This is a genomic window from Streptomyces sp. SID13666 (genome assembly GCF_010548325.1).
Taxonomy (GTDB): domain Bacteria; phylum Actinomycetota; class Actinomycetes; order Streptomycetales; family Streptomycetaceae; genus Actinacidiphila; species Actinacidiphila fildesensis.
On the sequence record NZ_JAAGLX010000027.1, the window covers coordinates 1 to 21,251 of the forward strand.

Here is a 21,251-nt window from a genome sequence, read left to right on the forward strand (position 1 = left end):
CCGGCGCGCGCTGCGCCGCCCGCTGCCGGACGAGGCGAGCGCGGGGGACACCGCGGGCGGCGCGGCGGCCGACCTGGCGCCGGCCGAGCAGCCGGACCAGCAGAACCACCCGGTGCAGCAGAGCCAGCAGCCCAGCGGTCGCCGGGCCCGCCGGACGCTGTCCGACGGCCAGCAGCCCGCACCCGAACTTCCCGCGGCACCCGTCCAGCACGCCCTTCCGGCGGCCGGCGAGCAGGCCGTGCCGCAGGGACCGCACGGACCGCAGCAGGGGAGCGACGGCAACGGCGCCTCCCTCGCCGGGCAGGAGCCCGGGGCAGGGCGGCGCGCGCGGCGGATCGCACCCCAGCCGGGGGAGTCGGACGGGAACGGCAACGGGAACGGCAGTGGCCCCATCGCCCTGCCCGCACAGCACTCCCACGATGTGCCGGCCCCGATGCCGGTGGAGGAGCGTGCGCCCGGCCGGCCGGTGCCCCCGGTCCCGCCGGTTCCGCACCAGGGCGGGCCGCAGGATCAGAACGGCGCGCCGCAGCCGGTGAGTCCGCAGTGGCCGGACGCCGGCCGGCCGGTGGCGCCCGCGGCCGAACCGGGCGCGCAGCCCCAGGGCCCGGCCCAGGGACAGCACCAGAACCAGAACCAGAGTCCGTCCCAGGTGATCCCGGGACAGGGCCAGCGCACCCCGATGCCGCCCTCGGGCGGCGTGCCCCAGCCCTACGCCCAGAACCAGGGCCAGAACCAGGGCCAGCAGCAGGGCCAGAGCCACGGCCGGGCCATCAGCGTGCGCACGCTCGGCCAGGGCGTCGCCTTCGTCCAGCCGGTCCCGACGCAGGCCCAGCCGCAACCTCAGCCGCAGCCCGAGCCGTTCCCCCAGCAGAACCCCTCCGGGTCCGGCCGCCGGCGCAAGCTCAACGGACCGCAGCAGGACGACGGCCATGACGTGGAGGCCCGCCCGCACCCGCAGGCGGATCCCGACAGCGGCCAGCTCCCGATCGCCCGGCCGCCCGCCACCGACGACCGGAGCGACGGCCAGGGCGTCGAGCACCAGGACACCGACCAGCAGACGGCACTGCTCCGTACGGTCGTTCCGGGCCGGGCGTTCGCCATAGGGGCACCCGCCGAGGGCGACGAGGGCCCCGAGCCGCTGGACGGTCCGAACGGCGCCGTCGAGGTCATCGAGGAACTGGCGGGCGAGCCCGGCCAGCTGCTGGCCGAGCCGCGCAGGCTGCTGGTCTGGCCGGAGCCGGATGTCTCGACGCGCCAGGCGCTGACCGACCGCGGCTACCGCCCGGTCATCGTCCGGTCCCGCGCCGAGGTGGACGCGCAGGTCGCCGAGCCGCCCGCCGCGCTCTTCGTCGACCCGCTGACCGGTCCGATCACCCGGACGGCGCTGCAGTCGCTCCGCCAGGCGGCCGCAGAGGCCGAGGTGCCGGTCCTGGTGACCGCCGGGCTCGGACAGGCCACACGCGAGGCCGCCTACGGCGCCGACCCGGCCGTCCTGCTCAAGGCGCTCGCGCCGCGCGACAGCGAGCAGCATCCGCCGCGGGTGCTGCTGATCGAGAGCCACCGGGACATCGCCCAGGCGTTCACCGCGACGCTGGAGCGGCGCGGCATGCAGGTCGCGCACGCCTCCTCCGAGGTCGAGGCGATGACGACGGCCGCGCAGGTCAGGCCGAACCTGGTGGTGATGGATCTGATGCTGGTGCGCCGCCGCCGGCAGGGGATCATCGACTGGCTGCGCAGCAACGGCCAGTTGAACCGCACCCCGATGGTCGTCTACACGTCCGCGGACATCGACCCGGCGGAACTGCCGCGGCTGGCCTCCGGCGAGACGGTGCTGTTCCTCGCGGAGCGGTCGACGAGTACGGACGTGCAGTCGCGCATCGTGGACCTGCTCGGCAAGATCGGGTCCTGGCCGGTGGCCTAGGACCCGACCCGCCGCGGCGATCAGTCCTTCGCCGCCCCGGCGACGTACGTCACGTCGATCTGCTCCAGCCGGTACTGCTCGCGGATCACCTTCTTGTCGAACTTGCCGACCGAGGTCTTCGGCACGGCCGGGATGATCGCCCAGCGCTCCGGCAGCTGCCAGCGCGCGATGCGTCCGGCGAGGAACTCCCGCAGCTCCTCGTACGAGACGGTGGCGCCCTCCTTCAGCACGACGGTGGCCAGCGGCCGCTCGCCCCAGCGCTCGTCGGGCACGGCGACGACCGCGGCCTCGGCGACGTCCGGATGGGCCATGAGCTGGTTCTCCAGGTCGACGGAGGAGATCCATTCGCCGCCGGACTTGATGACGTCCTTGGCCCGGTCGGTGAGGGTGAGGTAGCCGTCCTGCGTGATGACGCCGACGTCGCCGGTGCGCAGCCAGCCGTCCGGGCTGAACTTGTCCTCGGGGCGCAGCGGCTCGGCTCCGGCGCCGCCGAAGTAGGAGTTGGCGATCCAGGGGCCGCGTACCTCCAGCTCGCCCGCGGACTCGCCGTCCCAGGGCATGATCTCGCCCGCCGGGCCGACCAGCCGGGCCTCGACGGAGGCGGGGAAGCGGCCCTGGCTGATGCGGTACGGCCACTCCTGCTCGGCGGTGAGGCCGGCCGGCGGGTGGGCCATGGTGCCGAGCGGGGAGGTCTCCGTCATGCCCCAGGCGTGGCACAGCCGCACGCCGTGCTCCTCGTACGCCTTCATGAGGGAGGGCGGGCAGGCGGAGCCGCCGATGGTGACGGTCGCCATGGAGGAGATGTCGCGCGGCTTGGCCGCGAGCTCGGCGAGCAGGCCCTGCCAGATGGTCGGGACGGCCGCGGCGTGGCTGGGGCGCTCGCTCTCGATCATCTCGGCGAGCGGGGCGGGCTGCAGGAAGCGGTCCGGCATGAGCATGTTGATGCCGGTCATGAAGGTGGCGTGCGGCAGTCCCCAGGCGTTGACGTGGAACATCGGGACGACGACGAGGGTCGTGTCGCGGTCCGTGAGACCCATCGACTCGGTCATGTTGACCTGCATCGAGTGCAGGTAGATCGAGCGGTGGGAGAAGAGGACGCCCTTGGGGTCGCCGGTGGTGCCCGAGGTGTAACACATGGCGGCGGCGTCCCGCTCGTCCAGCTCCGGCCAGTCGTACGTGGTCGGGCGGCCGGCCAGCAGTTCCTCGTAGTCGTGCACGGCGGGGCGACAGCCGTCCAGGAGCGAGCGGTCCCCGGGGCCGACGACCACGATGTGCTCGACGGACTCCAGGGCGGGCAGCAGCGGCGCCAGGAGCGGCAGCAGCGAGCCGTTGACGAGGATGACGCGGTCGGCGGCGTGGTTGACGATGAACGTCAGCTGCTCGGTGGGCAGCCGCAGGTTCAGGGTGTGCAGCACCGAACCCATGGACGGGATCGCGAGGTAGGCCTCGACGTGCTCGGCGTTGTTCCACATGAGGGTCGCGACCCGCTCGTCCCGGGCCACCCCCAGCTCGTCGCGGAGGGCGTTCGCGAGCTGGATCGCCCGGACCCCGATCTCGCGGAAGGAGCGGCGGTGCGGCTCGGCGTCCCCGGTCCAGGTGGTCACCTGGGACCGGCCGTGCACCAGAGCACCATGGACCAGGATGCGGGTGACGGTCAGCGGTACGTCCTGCATCGTGCTCAGCACCGGAAGCCTCCACGGGTTACGTGCGGGTAAGGTCCCGGTGATTCTGCTTCCATACCAGTCGGTATGTCACTACCTGGCGCGCAATTCAGGGTCATCGCGCAATTTCCCGAGGGCCCGGGAGACCGCGCTCTTGACCGTGCCGACCGAGACACCGAGGGCTTCGGCCGTCTGTATCTCGCTCATGTCCTCGTAGTAGCGGAGTACCACCATGGCCCGCTGCCGGGCGGGAAGCCGGGAGATGGCACGCAGCAGCGCGTCGCGCTGGGCCTGCTGCTCGGTGTGGTCGGGGGCGGTGGACAGCGGCTCGGGGACGTCCTCGGTCGCGAATTCGTCGATGCGGCGCTTGCGCCACTGCGAGGTGCGCGTGTTGACCAGCGTGCGGCGGACGTAGCCGTCCAGCGCGCGGTGGTCGTCGATGCGGTCCCATGCCAGGTACGTCTTGGTCAGCGCGGTCTGCAGCAGGTCCTCTGCGTCGCACGGGTTCGCGGTGAGCGAGCGCGCGGTCCGCAGCAGCGTCGGGCCCTTGGCCCGTACGTAGCTGGAGAACTGCATCGTGCTGGTGCTGGTGCACACAGGCGTGGTCATGCACTCAACGCTATGAGCGCCGCCCGCCCGGCGGATCCGCCGGAGGTGCCGAAGCGGGATCACCCTGAAGTCGTAGGACGGGGGCTGTCCCCACCTCCCGTAGGCGGACCCACCCCTGAGGAAGACAGGCCTGTGGGTGGGGTCAGGAGGTGGGGTCAGGGGCGGGGGCCGGGGGCGGGGTCCGGGCGGGGGCCGGGCTTCCGGAGGAACGCGGCCGCGCTAACCGATCACGGCGACCGGGGCGTCGATGAGGTCGCGGTCGATGTTGATCGTCCGGCCCCCGTACTGCTCGGTGACGTTCCCCGTGTACTGGTGGATGCGGCTGTGCGGCGTCCAGGCGTCGCGGGGGAGTACCGGCTCGGACTCCAGGGTGGGCGTGACGTTCCAGCGGGCGTACCAGAGGACGCTCGGCAGGTCGGCGGCGCCGGCGGCGCGGGCCTGCTCCATGTGCATGATGCCGGAGTCCGCGCTGCTGTAGAAGCCCGGGATGTAGCCGAGCCGGCGCACCTCCTTGTCCCAGGCCTGGACGAAGGCGAGCGTCGGCGCCGTGCAGGACGCGGTGCGGATGTCGTACGACTCCATGTCCAGGTACAGGGCGCTGTTCTCGACGAAGCCGAGGTCCTGGGCGCGCTGGACGGCGTCCCTGGCCTCGGTCGCACCGCTCCCGCCCGGATTGGCCGTGTCGATCGTGTACGCCTTCTTCGTGCTGCTCGTCGTGCAGGGCGACTGCGAGCCCACATAGATCGGCAGGATGCTCCAGCCCCCGGTGTTCACGGTCCGCACCCAGGAGGGGGTGAGGTTCGGCTGCTGCGCGCAGGCGCGGGCCCGGCCGCCGAAGTAGACGCCGACGGCGCCGTACGGGGAGGTGCCGTGCCAGGCCTGCAACGTGTCGGCGGTCGGGGTCTCGCAGGTCTCGAAGCCGGTGCCCTGGAAGAACCGGGCCCCCTGCAGCGATTCGGCGGAGGGATCGGCCGCCGCGACGCCGCCGCTGACCAGGCAGGCCAGCGTCGCCACCGCCGTCAGGACCGAAAGGACATATCGGGTAATCTGCTTGGTTCCACGCATGGCGCGAGTCAACGCGCCCGTCGGGGCGACCCCGGGCAGACACGCCCGCCCCACCACCCGTTCAGCCGTCTGCCGACAGCACCAGCCCCGACGTCGGAACGCCTGTTCCGGCGGTGACCAGCACGTTCGAAGCACCCGCCACCTGGTTGACGCTGCTCCCGCGCAACTGGCGGACGCCCTCGGCGATGCCGTTCATCCCGTGCAGATACGCCTCGCCGAGCTGACCGCCGTGGGTGTTCACCGGCAGCCGGCCGTCGATCTCCAGACCACCGCCGGCGGCGAAGTCCGCCGCCTCCCCCGGTCCGCAGAAGCCGAACTCCTCCAGTTGCATCAGCACGAACGGGGTGAAGTGGTCGTAGAGCACCGCCGTGTCGATGTCGGCCGGCGTCAGCTCGGAGGTCCGCCACAGCTGGCGGGCGACCACCCCCATCTCCGGCAGCCCGGTCAGATCGTCGCGGTAGAAGCTCGTCATCTGCTCCTGCGCGCGGCCGGCGCCCTGCGCGGCGGCGGCGATCACCGCGGGCGCGTGCCGCAGATCGCGGGCCCGCTCCGGCGACGTCACGACGATCGCCTGGCCGCCGTCCGTCTCCTGGCAGCAGTCCAGCAGCCGCAGCGGCTCGACGATCCAGCGCGAGGCGGCATGGTCGGCGAGGGTGATCGGCTTGCCGTGGAAGTACGCGGCGGGGTTGTTCGCGGCATGGCGGCGGTCGGCGACCGCGACCGGGCCGAAAGCCGACGGATCGAGCCGGAAGGCGTGCAGATACCGCTGCGCCGCCATCGCGACCCACGACGCGGGGGTGAGGAGACCGGACGGCAGATTGGCGCCGAGCGCCACCCCTTCGGCGGAGGGGTCACGCTGCTGCACCCCCGATCCGAACCGCCGGCCCGACCGCTCGTTGAACGCGCGGTAGCAGACGACCACGTCGGCCACCCCGGTCGCCACCGCCATGGCCGCCTGCTGCACGGTCGCGCAGGCCGCCCCGCCGCCGTAGTGGATCCGCGAGAAGAACGACAGCTCACCGATGCCGGCCGCCTGGGCGACCGTGATCTCCGGGCTGGTGTCCATGGTGAACGTGACCATGCCGTCGACGTCGGCGGACGTCAGCCCGGCATCGTCCAGCGCCGCCTGTACGGCCTCCACGGCGAGCTTCAGCTCGCTGCGGCCCGAGTCCTTGGAGAACTCCGTCGCCCCGATCCCGGCGATCGCGGCACGGCCGCCGAGGCTGTCGCGGTTGCGGACGCTCATACGGCTGCCTCCGGGGTGGGGCTCGGGACCGGGGTCGGGAGCATGACGGTGGCTGTTCCGGTGACGTGATGGCCGAGCTTGTTGACGCCGAGGACGGCGATCTCGACGTTCTCTCCTGACGTGTCGGCTTCGACGGACGTCACCTTGCCGGTCAACACCATCTCGTCACCCGGGTAGTTGGGCGCTCCCAGCCGGATCCGCACCGCCCGCAGCACCGCCCCGGGCCCGGCCCATTCGGTGATGTAGCGGCCGACCAGGCCGTTCGTGGTGAGGATGTTCATGAAGATGTCCGGCGAGCCCTTCTCCCGGGCGAGCTCCACGTCGTGGTGCACGTCCTGGAAGTCCCGCGAGGCGATGGCACCCGCGACGATCAGCGTGCGGGTCACCGGGACGCGCAGCGGCGGCAGTTCGTCACCCGCCCGCACGGAGCCGGCCGGCGTCCGGACCGGGGACTGCGTCATACGGCCTCCTCCGTGTCGGGTGCGCCCAGCAGCACACCGAGTTCGGCGAGCACTTCCGCGCCGCCGCCCAGATACGCGTCCAGCTGCCGTCCCCACAGGAAGTGCCGGTGGACGGGGTGTTCGAGGTCCGCGCCGATTCCGCCGTGCAGATGCTGCCCGGCGTGGACGACGCGTTTGCCGCCCTCGGACGCCCACCAGGCGGCGGTCAGGGCGTGGGAGGCAGCGGGCAAGTGGTTGTCGAAGCGCCAGGCCGCCTCGTAGGCGGTGACGCGGATCGCCTCGGTGTCCATGTGCGCGTCGGCGGCGCGCAGCAGCACGCCCTGGTTCGTGGAGAGCGGACGCCCGAACTGCTCGCGTACGGAGGTGTACGCGACGGCCCGCGCCAGCGACCCGGCGCAGACCCCGGCCTGCAGCCCCGCGAAGGCGGTACGGGCCCGTGCGAGGACCTCCCCGTAGGCGGACGCGTCACCGAGCGGCTCGGCGGGCGTGCCGTCCAGTACGAGCCGGGCGGCCGCCCAGGGGGCGGTGGTGTCGACGGGCTCCGCGCCGGCCGGGACCGGCAGCCAGAACAGCCGCGTCCCGGTACCCGTCGCGGCGGGGACGAGGACGTGCGTGGCCTCGCGCAGCCACGGCACGACGGGGAAGGTGCCGGTCAGGCGCCAGCCGTCACCGCTCGCGACGGCCCGCGCGGACCGGTGCGGGAAGGCGCCCGTGGCGATGTACGAGCCGTCGCGCAGACCGGGCAGCAGCCGGGCGCGCTGCTCGTCCGTACCGTACGCGGCGACCGGCAGCAGACCGTAGGCGCAGGTCGCGGCGAGCGGGATACCGGCGGTCCTGCGGCCCGCCTCCTCCAGCAGCAGCACCAGGCCCAGCAGCCCGATCTCCTCGACGGCGGCCACCAGCCCGGCCTCGCACAGCGCCTTCCACGGCTCGGCGCTGCGGTCGAGAATCCCGGCCGCCAGATCGCGGGCCGCCTGCTGCTCCTCGGTGGGTGCGAAGTCCATGTCAGTCCTCCACCGACCGGAAGACGGGCAGCGTGAACTCGCCGTCGACCGTCAGGAATTCGAGCGTCACGGGCAGACCCGCGCGCACCTTGTCGTACGGAATTCCCGTGACGTTGCCGAGGATCCGCACGCCCTCCGCCAGCTCGACGAGGGCGACGGCGTACGGCGGGTCGAAGGCGGGGAACGGCGGATGGTGCATGACGACATAGCTGAAGACGGTGCCCTCGCCCGCGGCCCGGACGGTGTCCCAGTCCGGTGAGCCGCACGCGTTGCAGCCCGGCAGCCACGGCAGCCGCAGCGTGCCGCAGCCGGAGCAGCGCTGGATGAGCAGCTCGTGCCGCTCCAGGCCCTCCCAGTAAGCGGCGTTGTCGCGGTTGATCACCGGTCGGGGGCGCCGCGCGGCGGGCTTGGCGGTCTTCGCGGGTTTGGCGGTCTTCGCGGTGGTTGCGGTGTTGGAGGTCTTCGCGGTGGTTGCGGGCGCGTACTTGAGGATGCGGAAGCGGTGGGTGCCGGACAGCTCGCCGTTCGCCTGGACGTCCATCCGCGTCGTGACGAAGTGGCCGGTGCCGAGCTTCGTGGTCTTGCGCGGCGAGATGGACTCGATGACGGCGTCGAACGTGATCCGGTCGCCGGGACGCAGCGGCCGGAGGTACTCCTGCTCGCAGTCGGTCGCGACGACCGAGGTGCAGCCGGCCTCGTCGAGGAGCGCGAAGACGTCGTCGTAGGCGCTGGAGCGCGCGGTGCCCGCGGTGTGTCCGGAGAGCCCGCCCATGGTCCACACCTGGAGCATGGTGGCGGGCGCGGATCCGTCGGCGGGGACGGGGTGGCCCATCGCCTCGCACCAGTGGCGGATCATCGGCTCGTTGACCGGGTCCTTGCCCTCGCCGCCGGCCGCGGCGGTCCGCCCCACGTAGACCTTGAGCCGCTCGTACAGATCCCCGGCCACTGCCTCGTCCGTCACCGCTTGCTCCTCTTCATCCCGAGCCGCATCGTCGCGACGATCTCCCGCTGGACCTCGCTGACGCCGCCGCCGAAGGTGTTGATCTGCGCGGCCCGGTTCATCCGTTCCAGTTCGCCGTTCTCCCCGCCTCTGACGAGAGCGGTCTCGCCGACCGCTTCCTGGAGCGCGCGGTAGACCTCGATCGCGCTCTCGGTACCGGCGAACTTCACGCCCGACGCGTCGCCCGGGGTCAGGGTGCCGGCGCCGACGTCCTGGACCAGGCGCCAGTTGAGCAGCCGGGTCGCGGAGAGCCGGGCGTGGGCCTCGGCCAGCCGGGACGCGACCCAGGGGGTGTCGATCCGGCGGGTGCCGTCCTCGCCGGGCGTACGGGCGCTCGCGAGGGCCGCGTCGTAGAAGTCCTCGGCCTGCATGCCGATGGCCGCCAGCGCGACCCGCTCGTGGTTGAGCTGGTTGGTGATCAGCGACCAGCCGGCGTTCTCCTCGCCGACGAGGTTCCCGTACGGGACGCGGATCGCGTCGTAGTAGGTGGCGCTGGTGGTCTGGCCGCCGACGGTGTGGATCGGGGTCCAGGAGAAGCCGGGGGCGTCGGTCGGGACGAGGATGATCGAGATGCCCTTGTGCTTGGGGGCCTCGGGGTCGGTGCGGCAGGCGAGCCAGATCCAGTCGGCGCCCTGGGCGTTGCTGGTGAAGGTCTTGCTGCCGTCGATCAGCCACTCACCGGCTCCGCCGGGACCGTCGCTGTCGGCCTTGTCGGGTCCGGTTCTGACGGCGCGGGTGCGGAGGGAGGCGAGGTCGGTGCCGGCGTCCGGTTCGGTGTAACCGATCGCGAAGACGCAGTCGCCGGAGAGGATCCGCGGGAGGAAGTACTCCTTCTGCGCGGGCGTCCCGAACTTCATCAGGGTCGGGCCGACGGTGTTGAGCGTGACCATCGACACGGGGGCGCCGGCCCGGTAGGACTCGTCGAAGAACACGAACTGCTCGTCGGGGCCGCGGCCCTGTCCGCCGTACTCGGTGGGCCAGCCGAGGCCCAGCAGGCCGTCGGCGGCGATCCGGCGGAGGAGACCTCGGGCGAGCGGGCCGCCGGGCGGCTCGGCCCGGAGGGCTTCGCGGGTCTCCTCGGGTATCAGACGGCCGAAGTACTCGCGCAGCTCGGCCCGTAGCCGGTGCTGGCGCGGGGTGGGGGCGAGGTGCACGGCGACGGCCTCCACGGGTTCGCAGATTTTCTGACTGACCGTCAGATTCTCCGCCCCGCCCCACCCCTGTCAAGGCATGAGAAGTTGTCCACAGGCTGTGGATGAAAGTTCGCGCCCGCGAAACAGGCCGGAGGAGCAGCCACCGAGCCATCCTCCCGGGAGAACGCGACCGCGCGACGGCACTGAGCGTGCCGCCGCGCGGTCGTGTCACTGATCCCGGTCGTACGGGCCCGTCACCACCACAGCGGGGTGAAGTGCACGTTCACGTTGCTCTGCTCGATCGCGGTGAACCCGGAACCGTTCACGCTCGCGGTGTTGTTCTGGTTCGAAGCGCCCGATCCGCTCGCGCCCTGCTGGGTGGTGGTCACATTCCCGTGGTTCGAACCACCAACGTTCCCACCGGAGTTGCTCACGATGGTCGCGTTCGAGTGGTCGCCGGCGAAGGCGCCGTTGTCAGCAGCTGCCGATCCCGCGAAGAGCACCGCGGCGAGGGGAAGTGCCGCCACCGCAGCGAGGACGCGGAAGGTACGGATGCTTGCCATGTTGTTCCTCCAGGGAACCGAGAACGGGGGTGTGCGGGACGGTTGGCCGACCGCTCCGCCGACTGACTGGGTACGACGTCGCCGGAATCAGAGTTGCCCACACAATCCCCGGCGAACCAGACCGGACGGGCTATTTAGCTCGCAAGCGTGACGATCTGTCGACAAACATTTAAAGTGCCATCGAAATACCCTTCATCGTCTTTTCTCCACCTCCGCCACCACCCCCGCAAGCGCGGAAACGTTCAGGCAGATTTTCGGCCAACCTTCGCGCCGCCCGCCCGCGCCGGGCAATCTCCCACCTGTGCCCTCTCCCTTTTTTCGAACGTGAGTACGAAACTGGATCCATGGCCCCTTCCGTCCTGCACGCCGCCGCGCTCGCCAACGCCCTGGCCGCCGCTTCCCGGCACCTGGCGGTCATCCCGCTGTCCCGCACCAAGCTCCCCGCCGTGCGCTCCCCGCACCGCGGCGAATCCCCGCCCAGCCCACCGCCCGCTTCCTCGCCCGGCTCCTCACCCGGCTCCCCTCCCGCCTCCCCGCCCGTTCGCTGCCTGGGCGAATGCGGCCGGATCGGCCACGGGGTGCACGACGCCACGACCGAACCCGCCGCCGTCCGCGCGCTGTTCGCCGCCGCCCCCTGGGCCACCGGCTACGGCATCGCCTGCGGACGCGCCCCGCACCACCTCATCGGCCTCGACCTGGACGTCAAGCACGGCCTGGACGGCGTCGCGGCCCTCGCCGCCCTGGCGCACGAGCACGGCTTCGCCGTCCCGGACACCGTCACCGTCCTCACCCCCAGCGGCGGCCGCCACCTGTGGTTCACCGGCCCCGCCGGGACCGCCGTCCCCAACTCCGTCGGCAGGCCCGGCACCGCGCCAGGGCCCGGCATCGACGTCCGGGGCCACGGCGGCTACCTCGTCGGCCCCGGCTCGATCACCAACGCCGGCCGCTATCTGCTGGCGCCGCGCTCCCCCGGCCTCCCGGCGGCCCCGGTCCCCGCCCGGCTGCTCCGCCTCCTCACCCCGCCCCTACCGCCCTTACCCCGCCGCACCGCCCCCCGCCACGCGCTCGCCCTCGTCCAGTTCGTCCGCGACTCCCCGCGCGGCCAGCGCAACACGCGCCTCTACTGGGCCGCCTGCCGCGCCTACGAATCCGGCCACGGCGACTCCCTCGCCCCCGCCCTCATCGACGCCGCCACCAGGACCGGTCTCCCCCGCCAGGAAGCCGCCGCCACCATCGCCTCCGCCGCCCGCCAGGCTGCGCCATAATTCGAACACGTGCTTGAATTGCCGAGCCATGACGCGTTCGGGCTCGCGCCCGCAGCTCGCACGGCCCTGCGCCGGCTCGCCGCTCCACGGAGTCCGCCGAGAGATGACCACCCGGGCCACGGCACCGGACCCCACGAGTAGCGTGACGAACGAGAGGGCGCGGCCATGAGCGCGGACGGGCCCCGGTACCTGACCGATCGCCAGGAGCAGATCGCGAAGGTCATCGTCGAGTGGACGGACCTCTACGGCTATCCGCCGACCGTCCGGGAGATCGGCGCGGCCGTCGGCCTGCGCAGCCCCGCGACGGTCGCCCACCATCTGCAGATCATGGAGAGCAAGGGCGTCCTCTCCCGCGTCCCGGGCCGCCACCGCTCCTACCAGGTGCACCGGCTCTGAGAGTTGCTCCCGAGAGACGACGAAGGGGCGCCCGCACCTGCGGACGCCCCTTCGTACTGCGGAGGATGTGAGATTCGAACTCACGGTGACATCGCTGCCACGACGGTTTTCAAGAGGATTACGGCTGTTGGACGAATAGGGCTCTGACCTGCGAAGCAACCACGGATGCGGCGCCTCAGGGGTGATGCTGGCCCGTGTATGGCCCGATGACAGACAGACCGGAGCGCACTGCCGCTCAAGGAGCACCCTGGAAGCGCAGTCGTTCCAGCGCTTCCAGGACAGTCAGAGATTGACCCTTTGCGTCCTCCCACCGGTCCAGGACCTTGGCGGCCCCGCCGGCCAGGTCCGTGGGGAGTCCGTTCGCTGCAAGCGCCTCCACAACCTCGCGCATCTCGGGAGCCCAGCGCCAAGCACGCGCAGCAACCTTCGGGAAGTAGTCAGGGTCGCTGAGGTAGCTAGTCGGGTGGGATTGGGCGATATCGAGTAGCTCCCCTTCTACTCCATGGTCTGCCGCCAGAGCATGGGCAACGGCGGCCAACGCACGGCTGGCCTTCTGGTAGCTGCTATAGGCCAGCTTGAGCGCTGAAGCGCTGCCCGTATCGCCGGAAAGGACGCGGGGGTCCACCTGGGTTCCCAGGAACAGTCGGGCCGTCTCGGTGACCGCGCCCTTCGGACCCGCGAGGTATAGCCGAGCGACCTTCGCGGGGGAAGGCGGGGAGCCAACTACAGAGCCGTCAACAAAAACGGCTCCACCTCGTTCTACGAGAGCCCCTATCGTCTCCGCCGATCGCGGAGAGATTGCGTTCGCGTCAACATAGATACCTGAGTACCCGAGTTCAGCAACTTCCGCCGCGACTTCGTGCGCATTGGCGGGCGGGCAGATACTCAAGATGATGTCGCAGCGCTCCGTTAGCGCTGAAAGTGAGGCAATAGGCGTGAGGCCGCGTTGGGCAGCACGACCCGAGGTTTCCTTGCTGCGGCCTTGCGAACACCAAAGGACAGTTGCAGCCCCGGTCGCTTCCGCGGCTACGGCAGCACCCATGCTGCCAGGGTGTAGAACGCCGAGGGTTGTCACTCCCTCACCAGCCCTGCGATGTCCTGAGGCGTCACTACCTTGCCAGTAGCCACGGCATCGAAGATGCTCTGAGCCGCTTCGGCGGGAACCTGCTTATCCGTCGCAATGGTCAGAGTCCACGTAGATTGCGTGTGCGCCAAGAGATCTTCGCGTGTCTCTTCCCAGACCTTGAGCCTTGCCTCCAAGTCCGAGTCTCCACGGCCCTTACAACGCTCGTTAGTGACCGCACGGGGGCACCACAGCAGTACCTTCGTCCACTCAATCGGGAAGTCAGTCAGGGCACTCACCCCGGCCATCTGCCCCATATGCAGGACCGGCACCTGCCCGTTGATCAGAAGTTCAGTGAGCCCTGGACGGTCGATGGCGTACTCAGCGCCATATCGAGCGTTACGATACAACAGCGCCCCTGAGTCTGAAAGGCGGTCGATTTCGCCGACAGTGGTGATTCGATATCCGGAAGACCGGCCAGGACCCGCCTTGAGCCTCCGGAAGAGCGCGAAGTCAGGGGAGATTCGACCGAGTTCCCGAGTGATCGTGTCCTTTCCGGAACCGGGCGGCCCATACAGGATGACGCCGGGCGGCATCAGAGTTCACCCCCGTTCAATACATCACGAGCTTCATCGACCATGGCAATCGCCGCCCCCAACCTATTGTCCACGACGAAATGGGGCCCCTGCGGGCGCAATTCTAGGTCGAGCGTTGACACATACTCATCCCAGGAATCTAGCTTCCACATGTCGCGTGCGGCACTGCGAAACTCGATATACTCACGCATGGATTCAGGATCGCATCGAACCCAAATAGTTACGACCGAAACCCGCTTGGAGCGACAGCGGTTGTGAAACCTCTGCATCCAATCGGCCCGCGAGAACTCGTACACGAATGGCGCATCTAGAATCGTGGATATTCCACAGTCCACATTATCCCAAGTAGCCTCCATGAGGCATCGGTATTCGAGTGGCCGGACCTTTTCCCGATAGAGTTCAGAACTCCTATCGTTGGCTTCCCCGCCGAGGGCGATTAGAAGTTGGTCCACCAAAGGGCGCGTGATTGAGTCTTTGTCGAGAATGGGCCAACCCGTCATCCCGCCGAGGAATTTTGCGAACTCAGATTTTCCCGACCCGGCGAACCCGCCAACGAGCACCACGGTCGGCCCGTCGGTCGAAGATCCGGCGTTGTGGCGCCGCCACGCCTCCACAACGCGGTCGCGGAAAGCGTCGCTGTCCACGTCATCCGTACCGGCGTTCACGCTACTCAGGGCTGCCCTAACCGCCCCTGATTGGTCCTTGCAATCTGGAGTGGATAGAACTTCCATGTGTGCCTCCTCCCCCGGCAAGGCGCCACGAAATCCCAGTTGGGCTTCGTTGAGTCGATACAGCCGAGAGTACGCCCGGCGGTAATGCGGCCCGGGGTACACCTTTCCGCTCTCGTGACCCCAGATCGTTTGGAAATTCGCTGCGATGTTGAGGTTGTGGCGCTCTGCGATTTCCCGCAGCTTCTCCCCTGTGTCTTCGAGGGTTAGCCCCACCGCCTCGCGGTGTGTCCGTAGCAGTTCAGGCTTCCAATCCGGGTGCTTACGAGCCATCTTCCCCTCCTAGATAGCTACTCCGGATCGCGACTGTAGCGGTCCGTGTAGTCGTATGGAAACTCGTGATAGTGCGTGTGTAAGCGGATGTGTAAAACGGCTGATGCCAAGTCAGTTAGCTCGCCGTGATACAGGATTTTCCGCAGTAGCGCTGAACTGATGACACACCAAAGGAGGTGTGTCGTGCACCACATCGAGCGAAGTCGTCTACTGCGAGCCCTCGTCCGGTTCGCTCTCCCCGCTGCGAGCGGACTCCAGTCGTTCTACGCGGCTGCGGAGTTCCGAGAGCTCCCGCAGAACATCCGTGAGCCCGCCGGCCGACCCGCTCTCGGTCGTCTGCGACGCGCTCTCCTCATCCCGGGCGAAGTTCCCGCGGCTGGTGGTCTTGAGCAGGCCCTCATCCCGCAGCACCGCGAGAGCGCGCTGAACCGTCGTGGGGGAGATCTGGAAGCGATCGGCCAGCTGACGTACGGATCCAAGCCTTTGACCGGGCTTGATGCCACCGCCGCGGATCTCCTGCCGAAGGGTGTCGGCGGCCTGCTGGAAGGGCTGTCTGGGGTCGTCTTCAGCGATCGTCACAGCTTCGAGCGTACTGGCCAGCACGTCCTAGCACGTCTCTCCGCACCACATCTTGCGCAATCTTCTGTGCTGGTACATGCTGGCACGTAACAGCACGGAGTTCCCGGCCCATAGGGAGCTGCTTTAGCTGCTCAGTGCCCGCCTGCACCGGCGGTGCGGCAGTACCTGCACGGCACCCGGAGGCCGCTTTTTCAGGGCTCGAAGGCAGTGCTTGTTGCTTGAAAATCGAAGATCTGTTGCGTCTCGCTGGTGACGACCCCGGAGGTGATCCGGGAGGTGACAGCGGTTGAGCCGGTGGGCCCGCTAGGTCGGGCTCGGGGTGAGCAGGGCAGATCAGAACGGCATTCGGAGCGGCCGGAACGTCTCCGAGAACGTGGTTGGTGGTTGTTTCAGGGTGATACCGGAACAGCCCGGCCGGGCGAGCGATGCCACCCGTACCCGCAAGGGCAGACGGGCGCGACGACCCGCGGCAGCCGGACACGTATGGGGATCACACCGCCTCTCCCCGGCCAAGTAGGCGGTCACCCGACGGCACGTCGGGTGACGTACAGCGCAACCCAGCCTCTCCGCAGCGCATCTGTGCTGCGAACCGCGCTGGCGACCTCTGTTCCTTCCACCTGGGGGTTGTTGTGTTCCAACGACATACGCAGGCGCCGCCACGGTGAATCACCGCTCCGGCGCCGGTCGCTTCACCGAACGCCCGCCGCGCCGGCGGTCCCGGGCCTCGTGTCCGGCGCTCCCGCGCGGCTGCACAGCTACAGCCTTTCCGCAGCGCTACGGCGTTACGGCCGGTTGCCTCCCCCCGTCCGTACCGCTCAGCGGTACGGACGGGGGTTGAGGGGAGCCGGTTCGGCTTCGCTCGGGTTGGTCGTCTCTCACCAAGGCCGCGACCGTCCCGGTTCTCTCCGTCCCTTCGTCACCGAGGAGTCCTGATGCACGCAGCCACCTTTGGTGCGGTCTTCATCGCCCTGTACGTCGCTCACAGCGTGGGTGATCACTGGGTGCAGACCTCACACCAATCGGCCACCAAGGGCCAGCCCGGTTGGACGGGCCGACTCGCCGATGCCCGGCACGTCGCCACCCTGACCGCGACCAAGGCCGCCGTACTGCTGCCCGTGGCCGCTGTCCTGGGGCTGCACTTGTCGGCTTTGGGGCTGACGGTCGGCCTGGGTATCGACGCTCTCTCGCACGGCTGGGCCGACCGCCGCAGCACCCTGGCATGGCTGGCCAAGGTCACCGGCAAGAGCGAGTTCTACCAGCTCGGCACCCCCGCCCACCCCGCACACCCGGTCACGGCCGGCGGAACACCCGCCGCCCACCTGGGCACCGGCGCCTACGCGCTGGACCAGTCCTTCCACCACCTGTGGCTGTTGGTCGCCGCGCTCATCATCACCGCCGTCTGACCCACCGCCCGCCCGGGGCGGTCGCCTCTCACCGCACGGCCGCGACCGCCCCGCACCTCACCACAGGAGTTTCGCCATGACCGAACGCACCTTCGTTTCCCAAACCGCCGGCCCCGTCGTGTTCGGGCTGGAGCTGCCGATGGGCAGCGTGCACGTGCAGGTACTCGACAGCATCAAGGCCGCCACCGTGGTGCTGCGGACCGAGGATTCCTCCGGCCCGGCCGCCGAAGCGATCCACCAAGCCCGGGCCGGCCAGGACGGTCAGGCCATGAGCGTGGAGGTTCCGCGGCTTCCCGACAACACGGTGATGCAGAGCGTTCACGGCAACCGGGTCACGCAGTCCGCAACCACCGTGCACGGCAACGTCACGGGCATCACGATCATCAACGGCCGCATCATCGCCGGTGGCAGTACGACCCCGGCGGTCAGCCCCATCGTGGCCCGCGTCTTCCTGCCCGCCGGATCATGCCTCGCGGTGGTCTCCCAATCGGCGTCCACCCGGGTCCACGGCGAGGTGGAACGAATGGAGTTCCGCTCCGTCTCCGGTGACCTGGACGTGAGCGCCGCCCGGCGCCTGAACGCGACCACCACCTCCGGTGACCTGCTCATCGGCCGGTTAGTCGAACAGCTCACCGCTCGCACGGTGTCTGGCGACATCACCATCGACCGCTACGCCGGCACCGAAGCGGACCTGACCACCACCTCCGGCGATGTACGCGTCTACGCCACCGCCACCGCCTCCGGGACGCTGCGTGCCACCACCGTCTCCGGCGACGTGAAGGTGAGCGGTGCCCATGACGTTCGGGTGCAGGCCCGCTCGGTCAGCGGCCGAGTCCGCACCCACTAAACCTTCGGGCCCGTGTGCAACGCCGGGTCCTGCACCACCCCGGGGCGGTCGCCTCTCACCAACAGGCCACGACCGCCCCGGCTCCGTCCCTTCGTCTACTGGAGTTCCGTCATGCGTTCGTATATCGGCAATCAGCACGTCATCGGCAATGAGGAGTTCGAGGAGCTGGCGCTCGGCATCGACCGGGACCTGTTCCTCGGGGTGCAGGGCGAGAGCGGCGAGGAGCGGGCGGCCCGGGAGGCCGCGGCCCGCGACATCCTCGCCGACCTGATGGCCAAGGCCGAGGACGGAGACGAGGTCGATGGGTGGGACGCGCTGTACGCCGAAGCGCTCACCCACCTGGTGACGTTCCCGCGTCATTCGGCCGCGCGGGACGCGTGGGTGGCCCGGGTGGTGGCGGCATGAGCCAAGCCCTGGCCGCTGTGGCCGCTGCTTTGCCGCTTGCGTCCGGCTGGTCGGTCCACAGCCTGTGGATGCATCGCCGCGTCGAAGCCGCCCGCCGCGACCCGCTGACGGGCCTGCTCAACCGGGACGCGTTCACCGCCCGCGCCGGCCGGGCCCTGACCCACGTCCGCAGCGCGGTCTACGTCCTGGACCTGGACCGTTTCAAGGAGATCAACGACACCCACGGCCACGCCGCGGGGGATGCGGTCCTGCGCACGGTGGGGCAGCGCCTCACCACCTGGGGCCAGGTCAACGGCCCCGTCATCGGCCGCTTAGGCGGGGATGAGTTCGCCGCCATCACCATCATGCGCAGCCGCGCTGAACTGCTGTGGATGCTCCGTGAGATGCAGCGCGCTTTGCGTGAGCCGATCGACTTCGAAGGGCACCGGCTGACGGTCGGTGCCTCCATCGGCGCCGTGGCCATCGACACCCGCACCGAGGCCGCCGACCTGTCTGTGTTGCTGCGCCGGGCGGATGAGGCGATGTACGCCGCGAAGCAGAACGGCGGCGGCTGGCACATCGCCGAGAACACCGCCCCGGCCGCCACGGTCAACGGCCGCCGCGCCGGCCGCCGAGGAACCCACCTGACCCGCACGGGAGGTGCTAAGTGACCGCCTACGACTACGACGATTTCGACTACGACTACGCCTACTCCGGGACGACCGAGGACGACGACTGGACCGCGGACACCGACGAGTGCGACCGGTGCACGATGCGGCCGGGCGAGGTCGGGCCCTTCGGGATCTGCTGCGCCTGCTCCATCGGGCAGGGCGCCACCGAGGACGAGTGCATGTGCGGGCCCGAGGACGCCATAGCGGAGGGCGGTGACCTGGACGCGCTGGACGCACTCGACCCGGGCCGCTTGGTCGTCAGTGATCCGCCGGTCATCTGGCTGGTTGACGAGGGCGCCGCCTACCTGGACGGGGGCCGGCCATGACGACCGTGACCGCGCCCGATCCGGTCCAGGTGCCGCCGTTGACGCGGTTCGAACAGTCCCTGCTGATGGTGGCCACGGTGCTGGGGGTCGGGGTCGGTGGGACGGGGTTCGCCCTGTCGTTCGACACCGTGACCGCCGCCGCGAAGAGCTGGGACTTCACCGTTCCGCAGATGCTCCCGATCGGCATCGACCTGGCCATCCCGACCTTCACCGTGGTGAATCTGCTGCTGATCCGTATGGACATGCCGCTGGCGTGGGTGCGGTTCGTGCCGTGGTTCCTGACCGGGGTGACGTGCTGGCTCAACATCGCCGCCGGCACCTCGCTGTCGGCGCGGATCGCGCACGGCACGATGCCGCTTCTGTGGGTGGTGCTGTCCGAGGTCGCCGCGCACGTCTACGCGGCGCGGATCGGTGTGGTGACCGGGCGCCGGATGGAGAAGATCCGCCGCTCCCGCTGGATCCTCGCACCCCTGTCCACCTTCGCCCTGTGGCGGCGGATGACGCTGTGGGAGATCACCAAATACGGCGAGGCCCTGGACCGCGAGCGCGAGCGCCAGTTGCTGCGGGCGGACCTGCGCGAGGAACACGGGCTCAGGTGGCGGTCGAAGACTCCGCGCCGTACCCGGGTCCTGCTCAAGCTCGGTGACGCAACCCCCGAACCGGCTCCCGCCGACCCGCCCGCCGCCGCATCGGCCGTGCTGGACGCACACCAGGTACCGGCCCCGGAGACGGCAAGCGAGCCGCCCGCCAAGGCGCGCACGTCGCGCCGCCCGGCCAAGCCTGCGCCTACCTCGCGGACCTGGGAGGAACTGCTCGCCGCCGCCCGGCAGGCCACCGCCGGGTGGCCGGACAAGAAGCTGACCGCCGACCGGATCCGCACGGAGATCCACACCTCGCAGGCCAACGCCCGCGCCCTGCGCGATGTGCTCAAAGCGGAGCGGTCGCAGCCCCTGCACACCGTCCAGGACATCGACCACCCCACCACCGAAACCGAGACCGGTTCGACCGCAACGGACGCCATCGAGGGAGAAGCAGCATGAGCACCGAGACCATGAGTACCGCCCGGGAGACCTTGGGGCAGTTGCAGCCCGCGATCCGCACTTTGGGTCGTCTGTGCGAGGTGGGCGCGTTCGCGTCCCTGCCGGCCACCGATGTTCAGGTGAAGACAACGTACGCGGACGGTGGGATGCGGCCGGTGGTCGTCGTGTCCGCGCATGAGGGCCTGTCCGATTTCGAGGCGTGGCGCGAGATCCTGGGCATTCGTCCGGAGGACGTGTTCTACCGGGAGCTGTCCACGTCGGCCGTGCTGTTGGCACAGACCCTGTGGGACGGGGTGCGGGTCGAGATCCACGCCTACGGGTCGATGCCCGTATCCAGTGGGGCGGTGGCGGCATGATCGGGCCGATCGTCGACTTCCCGCACCTGCTCAAGCAGATCACCCCGCACATTTCGGCGGACACCACTCTGCCCGTGATCAATGGTGTGCGGTTCGAGGCGGACGCCACGCACCTGTACGCGATCGCCACGGACCGCTACACGATGGCCGTCACCCGCCGCCCGGTCCACCGCGGCACGGCTGCCGGATGGTCGGCATTCGTGTCGGCCGCCGATCTGAAGGCGGTCCGCTCGTTCGCGACGCTGACCCGGATGACACCGCTGTTCCTGGATCTGTCGGCGGGCGGTCAGTGCCTGTCGTTCACCGCCGGCGCCATGGCCCTGGCGGTGCCGACCGTGAATCTGTCGGGAGCGCGGCGGATCGACTGGCGCACGTTCATCGCCGACGCCATGCGCGCCGTGCCGAACCTGACGACGGAGCTCGATCTCAACCCCACGTTCCTGGGGCGGTGGGGCAGCGCCGCGCGAAACGTCCCGCTGACCGTGTGGGGCGCGGGCCCGACCAAGCCGCTGCTGATCGCGTGCGGGGATGACTTCGTGGGCCTGCAAATGCCCGTCCAGAACCGCGACACCAAGAGCCCGTCCCGGCAGTCCGCCCTGCACCACCTGTGGGCCGACGCACTCACCACCGCCCCCGCAGTACAGCGCGCTGCCTGAAGCCC

23 protein-coding genes and 2 pseudogenes are annotated in these 21,251 nt (G+C 70.0%); 11 read left to right on the plus strand and 14 right to left on the minus strand.

The features are described 5' to 3' along the window. Nucleotides 1–1,921, plus strand: a pseudogene (locus tag G3I60_RS44700) (PAS domain S-box protein); the annotation flags it as partial. Between the two features lie 20 nt (nt 1,922–1,941). On the opposite strand, the gene G3I60_RS28290 reads toward G3I60_RS44700, so the two are convergent. The 9 genes from G3I60_RS28290 to G3I60_RS28330 form a co-directional block, all read right to left on the minus strand. Further along, on the minus strand, nt 1,942–3,606 hold the full coding sequence (locus G3I60_RS28290) for a long-chain fatty acid--CoA ligase (RefSeq protein WP_138359155.1): 1,665 nt from the start codon (nt 3,604–3,606) through the stop codon (nt 1,942–1,944). Nucleotides 3,607–3,675: 69 nt separating this feature from the next. Then, on the minus strand, nt 3,676–4,191 hold the full coding sequence (locus G3I60_RS28295) for a SigE family RNA polymerase sigma factor (protein WP_138359153.1): 516 nt from the start codon (nt 4,189–4,191) through the stop codon (nt 3,676–3,678). 219 nt (nt 4,192–4,410) lie between these two features. Next, nucleotides 4,411–5,256 carry a DUF1906 domain-containing protein gene (locus G3I60_RS28300; RefSeq protein ID WP_138359151.1) on the minus strand — a complete coding sequence of 282 codons (846 nt, stop codon included), beginning with the start codon at nt 5,254–5,256 and terminating at the stop codon, nt 4,411–4,413. 61 nt (nt 5,257–5,317) lie between these two features. Next, a complete protein-coding gene (locus G3I60_RS28305; RefSeq protein WP_164294839.1) occupies nt 5,318–6,502 on the minus strand; it encodes a lipid-transfer protein in 1,185 nt (394 codons plus the stop codon). Continuing rightward, complete coding sequence (locus tag G3I60_RS28310) at nt 6,499–6,963, minus strand: MaoC family dehydratase (protein WP_164294840.1); 465 nt, start codon at nt 6,961–6,963, stop codon at nt 6,499–6,501. The genes G3I60_RS28305 and G3I60_RS28310 overlap by 4 nt, the downstream gene beginning before the upstream one ends. Next, complete coding sequence (locus tag G3I60_RS28315; RefSeq protein ID WP_164294841.1) at nt 6,960–7,967, minus strand: acyl-CoA dehydrogenase family protein; 1,008 nt, start codon at nt 7,965–7,967, stop codon at nt 6,960–6,962. Before G3I60_RS28315 ends, G3I60_RS28310 begins: the two co-directional genes overlap by 4 nt. Before the next feature lies 1 nt (nt 7,968). Then, nucleotides 7,969–8,928 (minus strand): OB-fold domain-containing protein, encoded by a 960-nt coding sequence (locus tag G3I60_RS28320; RefSeq protein WP_343241236.1) that lies wholly within the window; start codon nt 8,926–8,928, stop codon nt 7,969–7,971. Beyond that, entirely contained in the window at nt 8,925–10,121 is a 1,197-nt protein-coding gene (locus G3I60_RS28325; RefSeq protein ID WP_164294903.1) for an acyl-CoA dehydrogenase family protein, read from the minus strand. Before G3I60_RS28325 ends, G3I60_RS28320 begins: the two co-directional genes overlap by 4 nt. Nucleotides 10,122–10,354: 233 nt before the next feature. Beyond that, complete coding sequence (locus tag G3I60_RS28330; protein ID WP_138359143.1) at nt 10,355–10,663, minus strand: hypothetical protein; 309 nt, start codon at nt 10,661–10,663, stop codon at nt 10,355–10,357. A 344-nt stretch (nt 10,664–11,007) separates the two neighbouring features. Here G3I60_RS28330 and G3I60_RS28335 point away from each other — a divergent pair, with 344 nt between their 5' ends. Continuing rightward, entirely contained in the window at nt 11,008–11,928 is a 921-nt protein-coding gene (locus G3I60_RS28335; RefSeq protein ID WP_164607891.1) for a bifunctional DNA primase/polymerase, read from the plus strand. Between the two features lie 165 nt (nt 11,929–12,093). Continuing rightward, nucleotides 12,094–12,324, plus strand: a complete 231-nt coding sequence (locus tag G3I60_RS28340; protein WP_138359511.1) for a hypothetical protein — start codon at nt 12,094–12,096, stop codon at nt 12,322–12,324. A 235-nt stretch (nt 12,325–12,559) separates the two neighbouring features. Here G3I60_RS28340 and G3I60_RS46520 read toward each other — a convergent pair whose 3' ends face one another. The 5 genes and pseudogenes from G3I60_RS46520 to G3I60_RS28360 form a co-directional block, all read right to left on the minus strand. Then, entirely contained in the window at nt 12,560–12,949 is a 390-nt protein-coding gene (locus G3I60_RS46520; RefSeq protein WP_343241241.1) for a DUF1932 domain-containing protein, read from the minus strand. Nucleotides 12,950–12,979: 30 nt separating this feature from the next. Further along, a pseudogene (locus tag G3I60_RS46525) lies at nt 12,980–13,399 on the minus strand (NAD(P)-binding domain-containing protein); the annotation flags it as partial. Next, nucleotides 13,396–13,983 carry a guanylate kinase gene (locus G3I60_RS28350; protein WP_164294844.1) on the minus strand — a complete coding sequence of 196 codons (588 nt, stop codon included), beginning with the start codon at nt 13,981–13,983 and terminating at the stop codon, nt 13,396–13,398. The pseudogene G3I60_RS46525 and the gene G3I60_RS28350, both read right to left, overlap by 4 nt. Next, nucleotides 13,983–14,984, minus strand: coding sequence for an AAA family ATPase (locus tag G3I60_RS28355; RefSeq protein ID WP_164294845.1), 1,002 nt, complete (start codon nt 14,982–14,984; stop codon nt 13,983–13,985). The genes G3I60_RS28350 and G3I60_RS28355 overlap by 1 nt, the downstream gene beginning before the upstream one ends. 207 nt (nt 14,985–15,191) lie before the next feature. Next, nucleotides 15,192–15,563 (minus strand): winged helix-turn-helix domain-containing protein, encoded by a 372-nt coding sequence (locus tag G3I60_RS28360; RefSeq protein WP_164294846.1) that lies wholly within the window; start codon nt 15,561–15,563, stop codon nt 15,192–15,194. A gap of 932 nt (nt 15,564–16,495) precedes the next feature. Here G3I60_RS28360 and G3I60_RS28365 point away from each other — a divergent pair. The 8 genes from G3I60_RS28365 to G3I60_RS28400 all read left to right on the plus strand — a co-directional run bounded on the left by G3I60_RS28365 (nt 16,496) and on the right by G3I60_RS28400 (nt 21,246). Beyond that, a complete protein-coding gene (locus G3I60_RS28365; RefSeq protein WP_164294847.1) occupies nt 16,496–16,966 on the plus strand; it encodes a transcriptional regulator in 471 nt (156 codons plus the stop codon). Nucleotides 16,967–17,042: 76 nt separating this feature from the next. After that, nucleotides 17,043–17,813, plus strand: coding sequence for a DUF4097 family beta strand repeat-containing protein (locus tag G3I60_RS28370; RefSeq protein WP_164294848.1), 771 nt, complete (start codon nt 17,043–17,045; stop codon nt 17,811–17,813). 111 nt (nt 17,814–17,924) lie between these two features. Continuing rightward, nucleotides 17,925–18,218, plus strand: coding sequence for a hypothetical protein (locus G3I60_RS28375; RefSeq protein ID WP_164294849.1), 294 nt, complete (start codon nt 17,925–17,927; stop codon nt 18,216–18,218). Beyond that, on the plus strand, nt 18,215–18,868 hold the full coding sequence (locus tag G3I60_RS28380; RefSeq protein ID WP_203674072.1) for a GGDEF domain-containing protein: 654 nt from the start codon (nt 18,215–18,217) through the stop codon (nt 18,866–18,868). Before G3I60_RS28375 ends, G3I60_RS28380 begins: the two co-directional genes overlap by 4 nt. After that, nucleotides 18,865–19,194, plus strand: coding sequence for a hypothetical protein (locus tag G3I60_RS28385; protein WP_203674074.1), 330 nt, complete (start codon nt 18,865–18,867; stop codon nt 19,192–19,194). The genes G3I60_RS28380 and G3I60_RS28385 overlap by 4 nt, the downstream gene beginning before the upstream one ends. Further along, the gene (locus tag G3I60_RS28390) at nt 19,191–20,234 is read left to right on the plus strand and encodes a DUF2637 domain-containing protein (RefSeq protein WP_164294850.1); all 1,044 of its coding nucleotides are present in this window, start codon (nt 19,191–19,193) and stop codon (nt 20,232–20,234) included. Before G3I60_RS28385 ends, G3I60_RS28390 begins: the two co-directional genes overlap by 4 nt. Then, nucleotides 20,231–20,590, plus strand: a complete 360-nt coding sequence (locus G3I60_RS28395) for a hypothetical protein (protein WP_164294851.1) — start codon at nt 20,231–20,233, stop codon at nt 20,588–20,590. Before G3I60_RS28390 ends, G3I60_RS28395 begins: the two co-directional genes overlap by 4 nt. Further along, a complete protein-coding gene (locus G3I60_RS28400) occupies nt 20,587–21,246 on the plus strand; it encodes a hypothetical protein (RefSeq protein WP_164294852.1) in 660 nt (219 codons plus the stop codon). The genes G3I60_RS28395 and G3I60_RS28400 overlap by 4 nt, the downstream gene beginning before the upstream one ends. The last annotated feature ends 5 nt before the right edge of the window (nt 21,247–21,251 follow it).